The sequence below is a fragment of the Pseudomonas vancouverensis genome (assembly GCF_004348895.1).
GTDB classification, from domain to species: domain Bacteria; phylum Pseudomonadota; class Gammaproteobacteria; order Pseudomonadales; family Pseudomonadaceae; genus Aquipseudomonas; species Aquipseudomonas vancouverensis.
The window spans coordinates 1-15,083 of sequence record NZ_RRZK01000031.1 but is presented as its reverse complement, the minus strand read 5'-3'; the positions used below and the strand labels follow the sequence as shown (position 1 = coordinate 15,083).

The window sequence follows — 15,083 nt, the reverse complement described above, 5'->3', positions numbered from 1 at the left end:
TCAAGCAAGTGAGAGTGGAAGCAGTTTAGAGGAAGAGTCCCGGACCCGGGCGACTTCCTTCGGGGAATCTGACGCCCACTTTGCCGATCTTGTTCCCGTCCATGACGGCAACAGTCCAGATGGTGTTGTTCCACTCCACCTGGTCACCAACGATCGGTGCGCCGCCGACTTTCTGGGCGATGAAGTGACCCAGGGACATGCCTGGATCGATACCTTCGACCTTCAACCCGTAGAGTGCCGCAACCGCGGCCAACTGGGCGTCTCCTTCGAGTACGAAGTCACCGAAGAAGCGCAGGTCGAGGCCCCGTTGCGGTGCCTGGCTGAAGAGTTTGCCGAGGGCCGGCAAGTTGTGTTCGTGGCCGATGACGCACAACAAATCATCGACTTCCAACACCGTACTACCCGACGGATGGAGCAGTTGCTGGCCGCGAAACAGTGCCGCGATACGGGTACCTTCGGGCATTTTCAGCTCACGCAGGGGCGAACCGATGCACCATTTCTCCGCGCCGAGACGATAAACGAACAGTTCCCACTCGCTGGTGACGTGAACTTCCAGGGCCGAGCGCGAGATCGGCGCAGGCTCTGGTGGCACCGTCACCTTCAGTAGCTTGGCCACCCATGGCAGGCTCGTGCCCTGCACCAGCAGTGACACCAGCACGATAAAGAAGGCGAGGTTGAAGTACAGCTGGGCGTTGGGCAGCCCGGCCATCAACGGGAACACCGCCAGAATGATCGGTACCGCGCCGCGCAGGCCGACCCAGCTGATAAACGCCTTTTCGCGACCGTGGAACGCCTTGAACGGCAGCAGGCCGACGATCACCGACAGTGGGCGGGCAAACAGGATCATCCACAGCGCCAATGCCAGTGCCGGCAGGGCAATCGGCAGCAGGTCGTGGGGCGTGACCAGCAGGCCCAGCACGAGGAACATGCCGATCTGCGCCAGCCAGGCCATGCCGTCGAGCATGTGCAGGATGCCGTGGCGGCTGCGCACCGGACGGTTACCGATGACCAGACCGCACAGATATACGGCGAGGAAGCCGCTGCCGTGCAGGGCGTTGGTCAGGGCAAACACCACCAGGCCGCCGGCGATCACCAGAATCGGGTACAGGCCGGTGGCCAGGTTGATACGGTTGACCAGTTGCAGCATCAGCCAGCCGCCACCAAGGCCGATCACACCGCCGATGCCGAACTCGCGGATCAGGTGGGTGAGCAGGCTCCAGTGCAGGCCGGTCTGGCCGCTGGCGAGCATGTCGATCAGGGTGACCGTGAGGAACACTGCCATCGGGTCGTTGCTGCCGGATTCGATTTCCAGGCTGGCGGTCACCCGTTCGTTCAGGCCCTTGCCACCGAGCAGCGAAAACACCGCCGCGGCGTCGGTGGAGCCGACGATGGCGCCGATCAGCAGGCCCTGGATCAAGTTCAGGTCGAACAGCCAGGCCGCGGCCATGCCGGTCAGGCCGGTGGTGATCAGCACCCCGACCGTGGCCAGCGACAGCGCCGGCCACAAGGCCACACGGAAACTCGACACCCGCGTGCGCAAGCCGCCGTCGAGCAAGATCACCGCCAGGGCGAGGTTGCCGACCAGATAGGCCGTGGGGTAGTTGTCAAAAATGATGCCGCCGCCATCGACGCCCGCCGCCATACCGACAGCCAGGATGATCACCAGAATCGGGATGCCCAGGCGGGAGGACAGGGAACTCACCAGAATGCTTGCACCTACCAGCAACGCGCCGATCAGAAACAGGCTGTTGATGGTGATTGCATTCAAAGGCAGTACTCCAGGATTTCAAAAGGCGGGGCGCGAACTGACCATGCAGTCGGCGTGCCATCGATTCTAACCTGTTGAAATGTGATGCTGTCAAAAAGCTTTTGACGATGTTCCGGTATCACACAAAATCGCTGTGGCGAACGCGCTTGCTGTGGCGAGGGAGCTTGCTGTGGCGAGGGAGCTTGCTCCCGTTGGGCTGCGAAGCAGCCCCCCCCAAAAAAAAAATCTAGCGCAAATTTCATGACGAGCGCTTTGCACTCGGACGGGAGCAAGCTCCCTCGCCACAGATACGAGGTCAATCGTTACAGGCTGAACCGGCTGACCATGGTGTTCAGATCCACTGCCAACCGCGACAGCTCGCTACTCGCCGCGCTGGTCTGGTTCGCCCCGGTCGCCGACTGCACCGACAGGTCGCGAATGTTCACCAGGTTGCGATCCACCTCGCGCGCCACTTGCGCCTGCTCTTCTGCCGCGCTGGCGATGACCAGGTTGCGCTCGTTGATTTCGACGATGGCGCTGTTGATGGTGTCCAGCGATAGACCGGCGCCACGGGCGATGTTCAGGGTCGACTCGGCACGTTCGGTGCTGTTGCGCATCGAATCCACCGCGTGTTCGGTGCCGCTCTGTATGCTGCCGATCATGCGCTCGATTTCGCTGGTCGACTGTTGGGTGCGGTGCGCCAGGGCACGGACTTCGTCGGCGACCACGGCAAAACCGCGTCCGGCTTCACCGGCACGGGCCGCTTCGATGGCCGCGTTCAAGGCCAGCAGGTTGGTCTGGTCGGCCAAGCCACGGATCACGTCGAGGACCTTGCCGATATCACGGGATTCGTTGGCCAGGTCGCCGATCAGGGTCGCCGTACTTTGCACGTCGGCGCTCATGCGTTCGATGGCGCTGACGGTTTCCTGCACGAGGTCGCGACCATCGCCGGCAGAGCTGGTGGCGTTCTTCGAGGCTTCGGAGGTGCTGACCGCATTGCGCGCGACTTCTTCAACAGCGCTGGTCATCTCGTTGACCGCTGTGGCGGCCTGCTCGATTTCGTTGTTCTGCTGGGTCAGGCCACGGGCACTTTCGTCGGTGACACTGTTGAGTTCCTCTGCCGCCGACGCCAACTGAGTCGCGGAGCCGGAAATGCGCTGCAGCGTGTCGCGCAGTTTGTCCTGCATCTTCGCCATGGCCAGCAGCAAGCGGCCGGCTTCGTCCTCGCCATCGACTTTGATCGGGCGCGTCAGGTTGCCTTCGGCGATTTGCTCGGCGGCGCCCAGGGCGTTGGCAATCGGTTGAGTGATACTGCGGGTCAGCAGCCAGGCCAACAGAAGCGTCAGTGCGGTGGCGAGCAGCAGCAGGATGATCACCAGGGTGAACGCCGAATCGTACTGATCGGCTGCCTGCTGGTTGGTGTCGTGGGATTGCTGGGTGTTGATTTCCAGCAAGCGGCTCAACACGGTGTTGATCGCTTCGGAGTTGTTGAGCAGATCCGAGTTGAGCAGGCTGCGCAGTTCGTCGACCTGATTGTTACGTGACAGGGCCTTCATGCGGTCTTCGATCTGGCGATATTGCCCGAGCAACTGCACGTACTGATCGTAGGCTGCACGTTCCTGAGGGCTGGCGATCAGTTTTTCGTAGGTCGCCTGGGCAGTGCGAATCTGCTGGTTGCGTGACTCCAGCAGGTCGATGGTTTTCTGCTGCACATCAGGCTCGCGATTGACCAGCAAGCGGTAGGACAGCACGCGCAGACGCAGGGTCAGCTGAGTGAAGTCGTCGAGTGCCTTGATGCTCGGCACGCTGTTGTTGGTGATGTTCTCGGCGGCGCCGCGGATCTTGCTCATCTGGTTCAGGGCGAACACGCCCAGAACCATCATCAGGCCGCCGATCAGGGCAAAACTCAGGAACGCCCGTGGAGCGATATTCATATTACGAAGGGACATGGCGGTTACCGGAAAGGGCGCATCCGTGCGGGGCTGAGGCAGGTGTATGAATGACTTATCGGTCGTCTTGCAGAAGTCTTGAGTCGGGTCTGATTTCGTCGGTTGCACCTTGTGGCGACGAAGTGCAGGAACCAGATCGGCCAATCACAGTCTTTAAAACTCGCGAGGACGGTCCCCCGTCAGGAAAATCAAGGCGTTGCGCCTGTATAACCCTGGCATCCGGGGTGACTTTTCTTTATCGTACGCGCCCTTTGAAAATGCCTGGAAAATCAAAATGTTGGAAACATCCCTAAGCCAATTGGAACAACTGGTCAGCGACCTGGTACAACAGAACCAGACCTTGATCGGCACCAACCAGACCCTGAGCGCAGAACTGGCCCAGGCCAAGGATGAAAACGAAAGCCTGCAACTGAGCCTGATGGAACAGGAAGAGAAGCAAGGCGCCACGGCCGCCCGTATTCAGGCCCTGGTTGAGCGCGTCAGCGCAGGCCCAGTCAGCGCATGAGTTACAACGCCGCAGGGGTAAAAGTCGTCTCGATCATGGGAGAGGACTATTCGATCAAGGCACCGGCCGGGGAAGAACAGACCCTGCTCGACGCTGCGATGATGTTGAAGGCAGCCCTGGCCGATACCAAACGCAAGTACCCGACCCTGATCGGTGACCGACTGCTGGTGCTGGCGGCGATGAATCTGTGTTCCCAGCAGATTGAAATGCAGAAGCAGCACAAGCTCGAACTCGACCGTTACCAAGAGCAAGTCAGCGCCACGGTTGAAGTGATCTCCAAGACGATCAATCAGGCCTGATCGGCTTTGCGCACAACCAAAGAATAAATTGTCGGTTACATTTGTATACAATCGGCACGGCTGTTGCAGTGTTTCAGCCTCTTATTCTTTGGGGGTGCTCCATGCAGTTCTGGCGACGCAGTATTCAATGGCAACTGATCCTGAGCATGGGCAGCGCCTTGCTGGTCAGCATCCTGATCGTGGTCGGCATTTATACCCTGGTGGTCAATCGTCTCGCCCAGAGCTATCTGGTCGAACAAGCCTTGCCGTCGAGCATCGAAGCGATGCGCAACGACATCGAGCGCATCCTCATTCAACCGGTCACCGCCGCCAAGGACATCGCCAGCAACAGCATGGTCCGCGACTGGCTGGCAGGGGGCGAAGACCCTTCGCGCACCGCTGAATTCGTCCAATACCTGCAAGGCATTCGCACCGAGCACAAAGCCTTTACCGCCTTGGTGATTGGCGCCGCCTCCAATCACTACATCACCGAAAAAGGCCTGGATCGCACCCTCAGCCAGTCCAATCCCAACGACGCCTGGTACTACTCCTTTCTGGCCGGCAGCCCCTCGCGCACTCTCAATATCGACAACGATACGGCCACCGGAGAATTGGCGCTTTTCATCGACTTCAAGGTCGAGCAGGCCGGCAAGGTCGTGGGGGTTGCCGGGCTCGGTTTGAGCATGAAAGAGCTGTCGGAGCTGATTCACAACTACAGCTTTGGCGAGCGCGGCAAGGTCTATCTCGTGCGTTCTGACGGTTTGATCCAGGTTCATCCCGAGACGCAATTCAGCGGCAAACGCACGCTGACCGAGCAGATTGGCGCGACAGCAGCTCAGGCGGTGATGAGTCAAAAAGCTGCCACCAGCCATGGTTTCCAGCGTGACGGTGAGGACTACCTGGCCTTGAGCCTGCCGCTTCGTGACCTGGGCTGGACGCTGGTGGCCGAAGTGCCGCAGTCGCAAATCTACGTCGAGGCCCGTCGCGCCATGTGGATGAGCAGCGGAATCGGCCTGGCCGTGGCGATTGTCTGCCTGTTGTTGGTGGTGTTGCTGGCCCGTGGCCTGGTGCGGCCGATTCGTCAGGTAACAGCCGCGCTGGTAGCCATCGGTAGCGGTGGTGGAGATTTGACCCACCGGTTAGATTCCAGTCGCGCCGATGAGCTGGGTGATCTGGCGCGTGGCTTCAACCGCTTTCTCGACAGCCAGCGCGACATGATTGGTGAAGTGTTGACCACCAGCGAAAAACTGCGCACGGCAGTGGGGCAAGTGGCGCAGGTGGTGGACAACACCGCCGAACGTTCCGGCCGTCAGCAGGAAATGACCGACATGGTGGCCACCGCTGTGCATGAAATGGGCCTGACCGTGCAGGACATCGCCCAGAACGCCGGCAACGCGGCGCTGGCGTCGCAAACTGCGCGGGACGAAGCACTGCAGGCGCGGGAAGTGGTCGGTGGCTCGATCCGCCATATAGAAAGCATGTCCGATGAAATCGGCGTAGCCGCCAGTGCGGTCGGTGAACTGGCCCATCAGGTGGCCTCCATCGATCAGGTGCTGGCGGTGATTCGCGGGATTTCCGAACAGACCAATCTGTTGGCCTTGAACGCAGCCATCGAGGCGGCACGAGCCGGTGATATGGGGCGCGGGTTTGCGGTAGTGGCCGATGAAGTGCGCACCTTGGCGCGACGTACCCAGTCGTCCACCGATGAAATCCAGCAGATGATCGGCAGCCTCAAGCAAGGCGCCGAGAACGCGGTATCTTCGATGCATTCCGGGCAGGCAGCGACGGGCACGGGTGTCGAGTCGAGCCAGCGCACCGGAGCGTCGTTGACGGCGATTACCGGCCAGGTCGAACGCATCAGTGACATGAACCACCAGGTGGCGACGGCCACGGAAGAGCAGTCGGCAGTGACCGAGGAAATCAATCGTAACGTGCAGGGTATTTCCGATCTGGCGCGGGCGACGGCGGGCGAGGTCAGGGCTTGCCGGGAGGATTGCCGGACGTTGCAGCGGTTGGCCGATGATCTGGCGCGGCAGATGGGTGGGTTCAGGTTAAGCTGATAATCAACTTTGTGGCGAGGGAGCTTGCTCCCGCTGGAGTGCGAAGCGCTCCCAAATCCGGCAACCCAAATGCATCTGATGCACCGTGTTGTCGGTATTTGCGCCTGCTTCGCAGTCGAACGGGACGGTTCGGCGATCCGACAAGCTCCCTCGCCACAAACACTTGCCGATCGTCAGAACCACTCATCCTGCATGTTCAGGCACACATCATCCCGCGCCTCAAGAATGGCCAGCTCATGGTGGCAACCCGGAATTTCCCAGGTCAGGAAGTACCGCGCCGCCTGTAGTTTGCCCTTATAGAAGCTGACATCCGTCGCATTGCCCTTGGCCAGTCCTTCCTCGGCACGGATTGCCTGTTCCAGCCAGCGCCAGCCGATGACGGTGTGACCGAAGACTTTCAGATACAGCGCCGAGTTCGCCAGGCTGCTGTTGACCTTGCCTTGGGCCAGGTCGGTGAGCAGGCCGATGGTCACCGTTTGCAGGCGCTCCACCAGTTTTTCCAGCGGCTCGCGCAAGGCGTCGAGTGAAGAGTGAGCCTGTGCGCGCTCGGCGGTGTCGGCGATCAGGCGAATCAGTTGCTTGAGACCGGCACCGCCATTCTGCGCCAGTTTGCGCCCCAACAGATCCAGCGACTGAATGCCGTGGGTGCCTTCGTGGATCGGGTTCAGGCGGTTGTCGCGGTAGTACTGCTCCACCGGGTATTCACGGGTGTAGCCGTGGCCGCCGAGGATCTGGATCGCCAGTTCGTTGGCCTTCAGGCAGAACTCCGACGGCCAGGATTTGACGATGGGCGTCAGCAGGTCCAGCAACTCATGGGCCTGTTTGCGCTCGGTTTCCGTTTCCAGCGTTGTGGTGTCATCGAACAACCGCGCCGCGTACAGGCCCAGGTCGAACGAGCCTTCGACGTAAGCTTTCTGGGTCAGCAGCATGCGTTTGACGTCGGCGTGATTGATGATCGCCACTGGCGCCGTGCTCGGGTCCTTGCTGTCGGGCACGCGACCCTGGGGACGTTCGCGGGCGTATTCCAGCGAGTACAGATAACCGGCGTAACCGAGCATTACCGCACCCATGCCGACACCGATCCGCGCCTCGTTCATCATCTGGAACATGTAGCTCAGGCCCTGATGCGGTTTACCCACCAGATAGCCGACGCACTCACCGTTATCGCCGAAGTTCAGCGCGGTGGATGTGGTGCCGCGCCAGCCCATCTTGTGGAACAGGCCGGCCAGCAGTACATCGTTGCGCTTGCCGAGGCTGCCGTCGTCGTTGACCAGAAACTTGGGCACGATGAACAGCGAGATGCCCTTCACCCCGGCCGGCGCGTCCGGCAGCTTGGCCAGGACCATGTGCACGATATTTTCCGACAGCGGGTGATCGCCGCCGGAGATGAAAATCTTGTTGCCCTTGAGCCGATAGGTGCCGTCGGCCGCCGGTTCGGCGCGGGTACGAATATCCGAGAGCGACGAGCCAGCGTGGGGCTCGGTGAGGGCCATGGTGCCAAAGAAGCGGCCGTCGATCATTGGCTGCAGGAAGTGGCGCTTCTGCTCGTCGGTGCCGAAGCTTTCGATCAGGTTGGCCGCGCCCATGGTCAGGAACGGATAGGAGGTCGACGCCGCGTTGGCCGACTGGAAGTGCGAAAAGCAGGCCTGGGACAGCAGGGTAGGCAGTTGCATGCCGCCGGCCTCGAAGCTGCGCGCGGCATTGAGAAAGCCTGCTTCGAGGAAGGCGTCCACCGCCGGTTTCACTTCCGGAATCAGGATTGCCTGACCGTTTTCATAACGCGGCTCGTTCTCGTCGCCCTTGCGGTTATGCGGGGCGAAGAACTTCTCGGCGATGCTGCGGGCGGTGCCTATGGCCGCGTCAAAGGTTTCGCGGTTGTGCTCGGCGAAACGCTCACGCCGGGTCAGGCCCTCGGCATCGAGGACTTCATACAGCTCGAAAGCCAGATTGCGGGAACTGAGCAGCGTCTCGGACATGGCGGCCTACCTTTTATTGGGATGGGCCGAGTCTAGGCGTGCGAATAAAGACTGAACAGGATGATTGATAACGGTGATATTGGAGCCGAGCGGCGGCTTAACAACCACCCCCTATAACAAATGTGGGAGCGAGCTTGCTCGCGATTGCGGTAGATCAGTCAGGAAAGAGGGTGACTGATGAATCGCTATCGCGAGCAAGCTCGCTCCCACAAGGGATCTTGCATGCCGGACAACCGTTGCGGCTGCCCGGCTTATCGGTTTAACCGATGGTCATCAGGCTGGCGTTACCACCCGCCGCCGCAGTGTTGACGCTCAAGGCACGTTCGATCACCAGGCGTTCCAGCGCGATGTTGGTTTCGCCCTGGGACAGACCCTGCACGCCAACGATGGCACCGGCACGCTTGGCCACCTGCTGGCAGACTGCACGCAACTGGTCGGAATGGCCGTGATGCAGAACGGCATCGAACACCGCTTCATCCTTGGTCCAGTCGGAAACCAGCTTGATGCGTGCCTGAATGTCCTTCGGCAGGCGTGCGAACAAGGCCTTGCTCAGATCGGATTCCGGCCACACCGCCGAACCGCCCACCGCCAATACCGCGGCCAGTTGCGTCAGCAGATCGCCTTCGACTTCGGCCAGGCACAGCACGTGTTCACGTGGCAGGATCGCATAGCTGTTGCGCTCGCCGGTCGGGCCGGCCAGGACGCGGGTAATGCCGCTTTGCGATTGCGCGGCGAACTGCACGCACAGGGTGCTCAGGTCGGCGAATTTGTTGTTGTCGGCCCAGGCCTTCAGCGCGGTCAGCGGTTTGCTCATGGCGTCGCGCAAGCGAACGTCCGGCGCAGCGGCAGCATCACCGCGAGCGAAGGACTGTTCAATGGCGTCCGCCGGGCGCGTCGACAGCAGGCGGTACAGGTACAACGGACCACCGGCTTTCGGGCCAGTACCCGACAGGCCTTCGCCACCGAATGGCTGCACGCCGACCACGGCACCGACAATGTTGCGGTTCACGTAGACGTTACCGGCATGGACGTTGTCGATCACCTTGGCGATGGTCTCGTCGATACGGGTGTGCACGCCCAGCGTCAGGCCGTAGCCGGAAGCATTGATCTGCGCGATCAGTTGATCGATGTCCTTGCGCTTGTAGCGCACCACGTGCAGCACCGGGCCGAAGATTTCCCGTTGCAGTTCGTCGAAGCTTTCCAGTTCGATCAGGGTCGGCATCACGAAAGTGCCGCGTTTGACTTCTTCGGCATCGGCGATGGCCACCTGGTACACGCTGCGACCTTTGTCGCGCATGGCCTGGATGTGCTTCTCGATACCGGCCTTGGCTTCGGCGTCGATCACCGGGCCAATGTCCACGGACAGACGCTCCGGGTTGCCTAGGCGGCTTTCAGCCATCGCGCCTTTGAGCATTTCGATGACACGATCGGCGGAATCTTCCTGCAAGCACAGCACACGTAGGGCCGAGCAACGCTGGCCAGCGCTGTCGAAGGCCGAAGAAACCACGTCGATGACCACTTGTTCGGTCAGTGCCGAGGAGTCGACGATCATCGCGTTCTGGCCGCCGGTTTCGGCGATCAGCGGGATCGGACGACCCTGGCTGTCCAGGCGACCGGCAATGTTGCGTTGCAGCAGGCGCGCGACTTCGGTGGAACCGGTGAACATCACGCCTTTGACGCGATCGTCGCCGACCAGGCCGGCGCCGACGGTTTCACCGCGACCCGGCAACAGTTGCAGCACGCCTTCGGGGATGCCGGCTTCGAGCAACAGACGTACAGCCTGGGCAGCCACCAGCGGCGTTTGCTCCGCAGGCTTGGCGAGTACCGGGTTGCCGGCGGCCAATGCTGCGGCCACCTGACCGCTGAAGATCGCCAACGGGAAGTTCCACGGGCTGATGCACACCACAGGACCCAGCGGACGGTGGGCGTCATTGGTGAAATCGTTGCGTGCCTGCACCGCGTAATAACGCAGGAAATCGACCGCTTCGCGGACTTCGGCGATGGCGTTGGCGAAGGTCTTGCCGGCTTCGCGAGCCAGCAGGCCCATCAGTGGCTGGATCTCGGCTTCCATCAAGTCGGCAGCGCGTTCCAGGATCGCGGCACGTTCGGCCGGCGGTGTCGCCTGCCAGATCGGTGCGGCGTTGAGCGCGCACTGGATGGCATTGTCGACGTCTTCGACCGTGGCTTCCTGCACATGGCCGACCACGTCGCGCAGATCGGCCGGGTTCAGTACCGGTGCTGGCGCTTCATTGCTGGAGGCGCAACCGAGCATAGGCGCGGCTTTCCAGTGGTTGTGCGCGGTGGCGAGCAGGGCGCAGGACAGCGAGGCCAGACGATGTTCGTTGGCCATGTCGATGCCGGCGGAGTTGGCGCGCTCGGAACCGTACAGGTCACGCGGCAACGGGATGCGTGGGTGCGGCAGGCCGAAACCCCCTTCCACGGTCGCCATTTGCTCGATCTGAGCCACCGGATCGGCGACCAGTTCCTGAATCGAAATCGACTGATCGGCAATGCGGTTGACGAACGAGGTGTTCGCACCGTTTTCCAGCAGGCGACGCACCAGGTACGCCAGCAGTGTTTCGTGGGTGCCGACCGGTGCGTACACGCGGCACGGACGGTTCAGCTTGCCATCGGCAACCTTGCCTACCACCTGTTCGTACAGCGGCTCACCCATGCCGTGCAGGCACTGGAATTCGTACTGGCCCGGGTAGTAGTTCTGACCGGCGATGTGGTAAATGGCCGACAAGGTGTGGGCGTTGTGCGTGGCGAACTGCGGGTAGATGACTTCCGGCACCGACAGCAGTTTGCGGGCGCAGGCGATGTAGGAAACGTCGGTGTACACCTTGCGGGTGTAGACCGGGTAGCCTTCCAGGCCTTCGACCTGGGCGCGCTTGATTTCGCTGTCCCAGTACGCACCTTTCACCAGGCGGATCATCAGGCGATGACGGCTGCGGCGTGCCAGGTCGATGACGTAGTCGATCACGTACGGGCAACGCTTCTGGTAAGCCTGGATCACGAAACCGATGCCGTTCCAGCCGGTCAGTTGCGGCTCGAAGCACAGGCGCTCGAGCAGATCCAGCGACAGCTCGAGGCGGTCGGCTTCTTCGGCGTCGATGTTCAGGCCGATGTCGTATTGCTTGGCCAGCAGGGTCAGCGACAGCAGGCGCGGGTACAGCTCGTCCATCACGCGCTCGTACTGGGCACGGCTGTAACGCGGGTGCAGGGCGGACAACTTGATGGAAATGCCCGGGCCTTCATAAATCCCACGGCCGTGGGACGCTTTGCCGATCGAGTGAATGGCTTGTTCGTACGAGGCCAGGTATTTCTGTGCGTCGTGTTCGGTCAGTGCCGCTTCGCCGAGCATGTCGTAGGAGTAGCGGAAGCCCTTGGCTTCGAACTTGCTCGCATTGGCCAGGGCTTCGGCGATGGTTTCACCGGTGACGAACTGCTCGCCCATCAGGCGCATGGCCATGTCGACGCCCTTGCGGATCATCGGCTCGCCGCTCTTGCCGATGATGCGGCTCAGGGACGACGTCAGGCCGGCTTCATTGTGCGTCGAGACAAGCTTGCCAGTCAGCAACAGGCCCCAGGTGGCGGCGTTGACGAACAGCGACGGGCTGTTGCCCAGGTGCGGCTGCCAGTTGCCGGTGCTGATCTTGTCGCGGATCAGTGCATCGCGAGTGCCTTTGTCCGGGATACGCAGCAGCGCTTCGGCCAGGCACATCAGCGCCACACCTTCCTGGGACGACAGGGAGAATTCCTGCAGCAGGCCTTGAACGATGCCGGCACGGCCGCCAGCGCTCTTCTGATTGCGCAGCTTTTCGGCAATCGACGCGGCGAGTTTATTGGTGGCCTCAGCCATCGGTGCCGGCAGGCGAGCCTGCTCGATCAGCATCGGCACCACTTCCGGCTCAGGGCGACGGTAGGCGGCTGTGATCGAGGCGCGCAGTACCGATTGCGGCAGGATGCTTTCGGCGAATTCGAGGAAGCACTGGTGGGCATGATCCAGCGGCGCGTCGACGGCATCGTCGGCGTCCTTGGTCGAACCGTTCAGCTCGGTCAGGGTTGCACCACCCTCGAGTTTTTCCAGGTAATTGAAGATTGCCTGCTTGATCAGCCAGTGCGGCGTGCGATCAATCGAGGTCGCGGCGGCCTTGAGGCGCTCGCGGGTCGGGTCGTCAAGTTTGACCCCAAGGGTGGTGGTAGCCATGTTTTTATCCTCATGTTTGCCACGACTGCGTGGCATCAGCTGGCGGCAAGATTAGCCGCGAGACCGGAGAGGTGCAACCGGGTGCAACCCTTTTTTGTCGGAATATTTCGCTGCTCGTCAGGAAATGAATTCTGGTACGAAGGTACTGCATCGGCTTGGTGCTTTTGCTTCTAGTAGCGCCGTTTAACTGCGCTAAAAGGGAGCAAAAAAGCCCGTAGATGAAAGGATATGTGTGTGGGTGCAACTAATTCTCAAAAAAGGTTGCACCTTATTTGCTTTGTTGCATAGCATTCGCGCACCAAGGTGCAACCCGTGAAAACGCGGGTGATCCGGCTGATGGCTTTCCTGGGGAAACATCAGTCATAAATGCGCGGGTTCCTGGATCGTCTGTCAAACGTGTGCGTTTGCGAGCGGTTCAACCACCGTCGCTACATAAAAACAAAGCCAGGGCGTAACTTAATGAGCGTAAGCAATCCAACCCTGATCACGTTCGTGATCTACATCGCAGCCATGGTGCTGATCGGCCTGATGGCCTATCGCTCCACCAACAACCTTTCCGATTACATCCTCGGTGGCCGTAGCCTCGGCAGCGTCGTGACCGCACTGTCGGCGGGTGCCTCCGACATGAGTGGCTGGTTGTTGATGGGCCTGCCGGGCGCGATCTACATGTCTGGCCTGTCCGAAAGCTGGATCGCCATCGGCCTGATCGTCGGTGCCTACCTGAACTGGCTGTTCGTCGCCGGCCGTCTGCGTGTGCAGACCGAGCACAACGGCGACGCCTTGACCCTGCCGGACTACTTCGCCAGTCGTTTCGAAGACAAAAGTGGCCTGCTGCGCATCATCTCCGCCGTCGTGATCCTGGTGTTCTTCACCATCTATTGCGCGTCCGGCATCGTGGCTGGCGCCCGTCTGTTTGAAAGCACCTTCGGCATGTCCTACGAGACTGCGCTGTGGGCCGGTGCTGCGGCGACGATTGCCTACACCTTCATCGGCGGTTTCCTCGCCGTGAGCTGGACCGATACCGTGCAAGCCACCCTGATGATCTTCGCGTTGATCCTGACGCCGATCATCGTGCTGCTGGCCACCGGTGGCGTGGACACAACCTTCCTGGCCATCGAAGCCAATGACCCGAGCAACTTCGACATGCTCAAGGGCACCACCTTCATCGGCATCATTTCGCTGATGGGCTGGGGTCTGGGCTACTTCGGCCAGCCGCACATCCTCGCGCGTTTCATGGCGGCGGATTCGGTGAAGTCGATCGCCAAGGCGCGTCGCATCTCCATGACCTGGATGATCCTGTGCCTGGGCGGCACCGTAGCCGTTGGTTTCTTCGGTATCGCCTACTTCTCGGCGCACCCGGACGTTGCCGGCGCGGTTTCCGAGAACCACGAGCGCGTGTTCATTGAACTGGCCAAGATCCTCTTCAACCCATGGATTGCCGGCGTGCTGCTGTCGGCCATTCTCGCGGCCGTCATGAGCACCCTGAGCTGCCAGTTACTGGTGTGCTCGAGCGCCCTGACTGAAGACTTCTACAAGACCTTCCTGCGTAAAACCGCCTCCCAGGTTGAACTGGTCTGGGTCGGTCGCGCCATGGTGCTGCTGGTTGCGCTGATTGCCATCGCGCTGGCCGCCAACCCGGAAAACCGTGTACTGGGCCTGGTGAGCTACGCTTGGGCAGGTTTCGGTGCCGCTTTCGGTCCGGTGGTGCTGATCTCGGTGATCTGGAAAGACATGACCCGTAACGGCGCACTGGCCGGCATCGTGGTCGGCGCGGTCACTGTGATCGTCTGGAAGCACTTCGAACTGCTGGGCCTGTACGAAATCATCCCGGGCTTCATCTTCGCCAGCCTGGCGATCTACTTCGTCAGCAAACTGGGCACGCCGACTGCCGGTATGTTCCAGCGCTTTGCAGCGGCTGAGGCGGATTATCGTTTGAACAAGTGATCGGTGACGGGGTGAACTCCACCCGTCCCGGATAAAAGAACGGCTCGCATCTTCAATGGTGCGGGCCGTTTTTTTGTATGCGAGGTCTGTAAAAAGGCTTTAACCCGACAGTATCTGTGGTCCTTTTCAGTGATGCTCGTAAGGCATTTCCTGATTTTTCGAACCCTCTTGAGTTTCCTTTCTGCCCACGTAGTTTGCGTTACGCCACTCATCCCGAGTCGGCTTGGCGCTGATTAACAGTGACGCGCCTCCCATGAATGGGGCGTCGGTAGAAAAGGAGATCATGTAATGGCAATAGGATATTTCATTCGCCAGGGTGACAAGACCACCTGCGGCGGCGAGGTGCTGGAGGCCGACACGCGCATCACGATGCTCGGTATGGCCCACGCGCGTGAAGGCGACCGGGTTTCCTGC

At 60.9% G+C, this 15,083-nt stretch carries 9 protein-coding genes and 2 pseudogenes; 6 read left to right on the top strand and 5 right to left on the bottom strand.

The window, feature by feature from the left end:
• Positions 1 to 25: 25 nt before the first annotated feature.
• The 3 genes and pseudogenes from EIY72_RS23670 to EIY72_RS30415 all read right to left on the bottom strand — a co-directional run.
• Positions 26 to 1,768, bottom strand: coding sequence for a potassium/proton antiporter (locus EIY72_RS23670; RefSeq protein ID WP_093227364.1), 1,743 nt, complete (start codon positions 1,766 to 1,768; stop codon positions 26 to 28).
• Positions 1,769 to 2,070: 302 nt separating this feature from the next.
• Positions 2,071 to 2,934, bottom strand: a complete 864-nt coding sequence (locus EIY72_RS30420; protein WP_425048632.1) for a methyl-accepting chemotaxis protein — start codon at positions 2,932 to 2,934, stop codon at positions 2,071 to 2,073.
• Positions 2,926 to 3,681, bottom strand: a pseudogene (locus tag EIY72_RS30415) (MCP four helix bundle domain-containing protein); the annotation flags it as partial. The pseudogene EIY72_RS30415 and the gene EIY72_RS30420, both read right to left, overlap by 9 nt.
• Before the next feature lie 289 nt (positions 3,682 to 3,970).
• Here EIY72_RS30415 and EIY72_RS23660 point away from each other — a divergent pair.
• The 4 genes and pseudogenes from EIY72_RS23660 (at position 3,971) to EIY72_RS30405 (ending at position 6,539) form a co-directional block, all read left to right on the top strand.
• Positions 3,971 to 4,201: a hypothetical protein gene (locus EIY72_RS23660; RefSeq protein ID WP_093227358.1), complete on the top strand. Its 231-nt coding sequence runs from the start codon at positions 3,971 to 3,973 to the stop codon at positions 4,199 to 4,201.
• Entirely contained in the window at positions 4,198 to 4,500 is a 303-nt protein-coding gene (locus EIY72_RS23655) for a cell division protein ZapA (protein WP_093227355.1), read from the top strand. Before EIY72_RS23660 ends, EIY72_RS23655 begins: the two co-directional genes overlap by 4 nt.
• Before the next feature lie 101 nt (positions 4,501 to 4,601).
• A pseudogene (locus EIY72_RS30410) lies at positions 4,602 to 5,675 on the top strand (HAMP domain-containing protein); the annotation flags it as partial.
• Positions 5,676 to 5,693: 18 nt separating this feature from the next.
• On the top strand, positions 5,694 to 6,539 hold the full coding sequence (locus EIY72_RS30405) for a methyl-accepting chemotaxis protein (protein ID WP_408003247.1): 846 nt from the start codon (positions 5,694 to 5,696) through the stop codon (positions 6,537 to 6,539).
• Positions 6,540 to 6,712: 173 nt separating this feature from the next.
• Here the strand turns inward: EIY72_RS30405 and EIY72_RS23645 are convergent, their stop codons facing one another.
• Both EIY72_RS23645 and putA read right to left on the bottom strand, forming a co-directional pair.
• A complete protein-coding gene (locus EIY72_RS23645) occupies positions 6,713 to 8,515 on the bottom strand; it encodes an acyl-CoA dehydrogenase (RefSeq protein WP_093227349.1) in 1,803 nt (600 codons plus the stop codon).
• A 259-nt stretch (positions 8,516 to 8,774) separates the two neighbouring features.
• A complete protein-coding gene (gene putA / locus EIY72_RS23640; RefSeq protein ID WP_093227347.1) occupies positions 8,775 to 12,725 on the bottom strand; it encodes a trifunctional transcriptional regulator/proline dehydrogenase/L-glutamate gamma-semialdehyde dehydrogenase in 3,951 nt (1,316 codons plus the stop codon).
• Positions 12,726 to 13,184: 459 nt separating this feature from the next.
• Between putA and putP the strand changes: the two genes are divergently transcribed.
• The gene (gene putP / locus EIY72_RS23635) at positions 13,185 to 14,669 is read left to right on the top strand and encodes a sodium/proline symporter PutP (protein WP_093227344.1); all 1,485 of its coding nucleotides are present in this window, start codon (positions 13,185 to 13,187) and stop codon (positions 14,667 to 14,669) included.
• Between the two features lie 288 nt (positions 14,670 to 14,957).
• Positions 14,958 to 15,083: PAAR domain-containing protein (locus tag EIY72_RS23630; protein WP_132680171.1), on the top strand; the 126-nt coding region annotated here is incomplete at its 3' end.

Excerpts from the sequence above, each read along its gene's own strand:
- EIY72_RS30420 (WP_425048632.1), bottom strand. The coding sequence starts at position 2,934 with ATGCAGGACAAACTGCGCGACACGCTGCAGCGCATTTCCGGCTCCGCG.
- EIY72_RS23660 (WP_093227358.1), top strand. The coding sequence starts at position 3,971 with ATGTTGGAAACATCCCTAAGCCAATTGGAACAACTGGTCAGCGACCTG.
- EIY72_RS23655 (WP_093227355.1), top strand. The coding sequence starts at position 4,198 with ATGAGTTACAACGCCGCAGGGGTAAAAGTCGTCTCGATCATGGGAGAG.
- EIY72_RS30405 (WP_408003247.1), top strand. The coding sequence starts at position 5,694 with ATGATTGGTGAAGTGTTGACCACCAGCGAAAAACTGCGCACGGCAGTG.
- EIY72_RS23645 (WP_093227349.1), bottom strand. The coding sequence starts at position 8,515 with ATGTCCGAGACGCTGCTCAGTTCCCGCAATCTGGCTTTCGAGCTGTAT.
- putA (WP_093227347.1), bottom strand. The coding sequence starts at position 12,725 with ATGGCTACCACCACCCTTGGGGTCAAACTTGACGACCCGACCCGCGAG.
- putP (WP_093227344.1), top strand. The coding sequence starts at position 13,185 with ATGAGCGTAAGCAATCCAACCCTGATCACGTTCGTGATCTACATCGCA.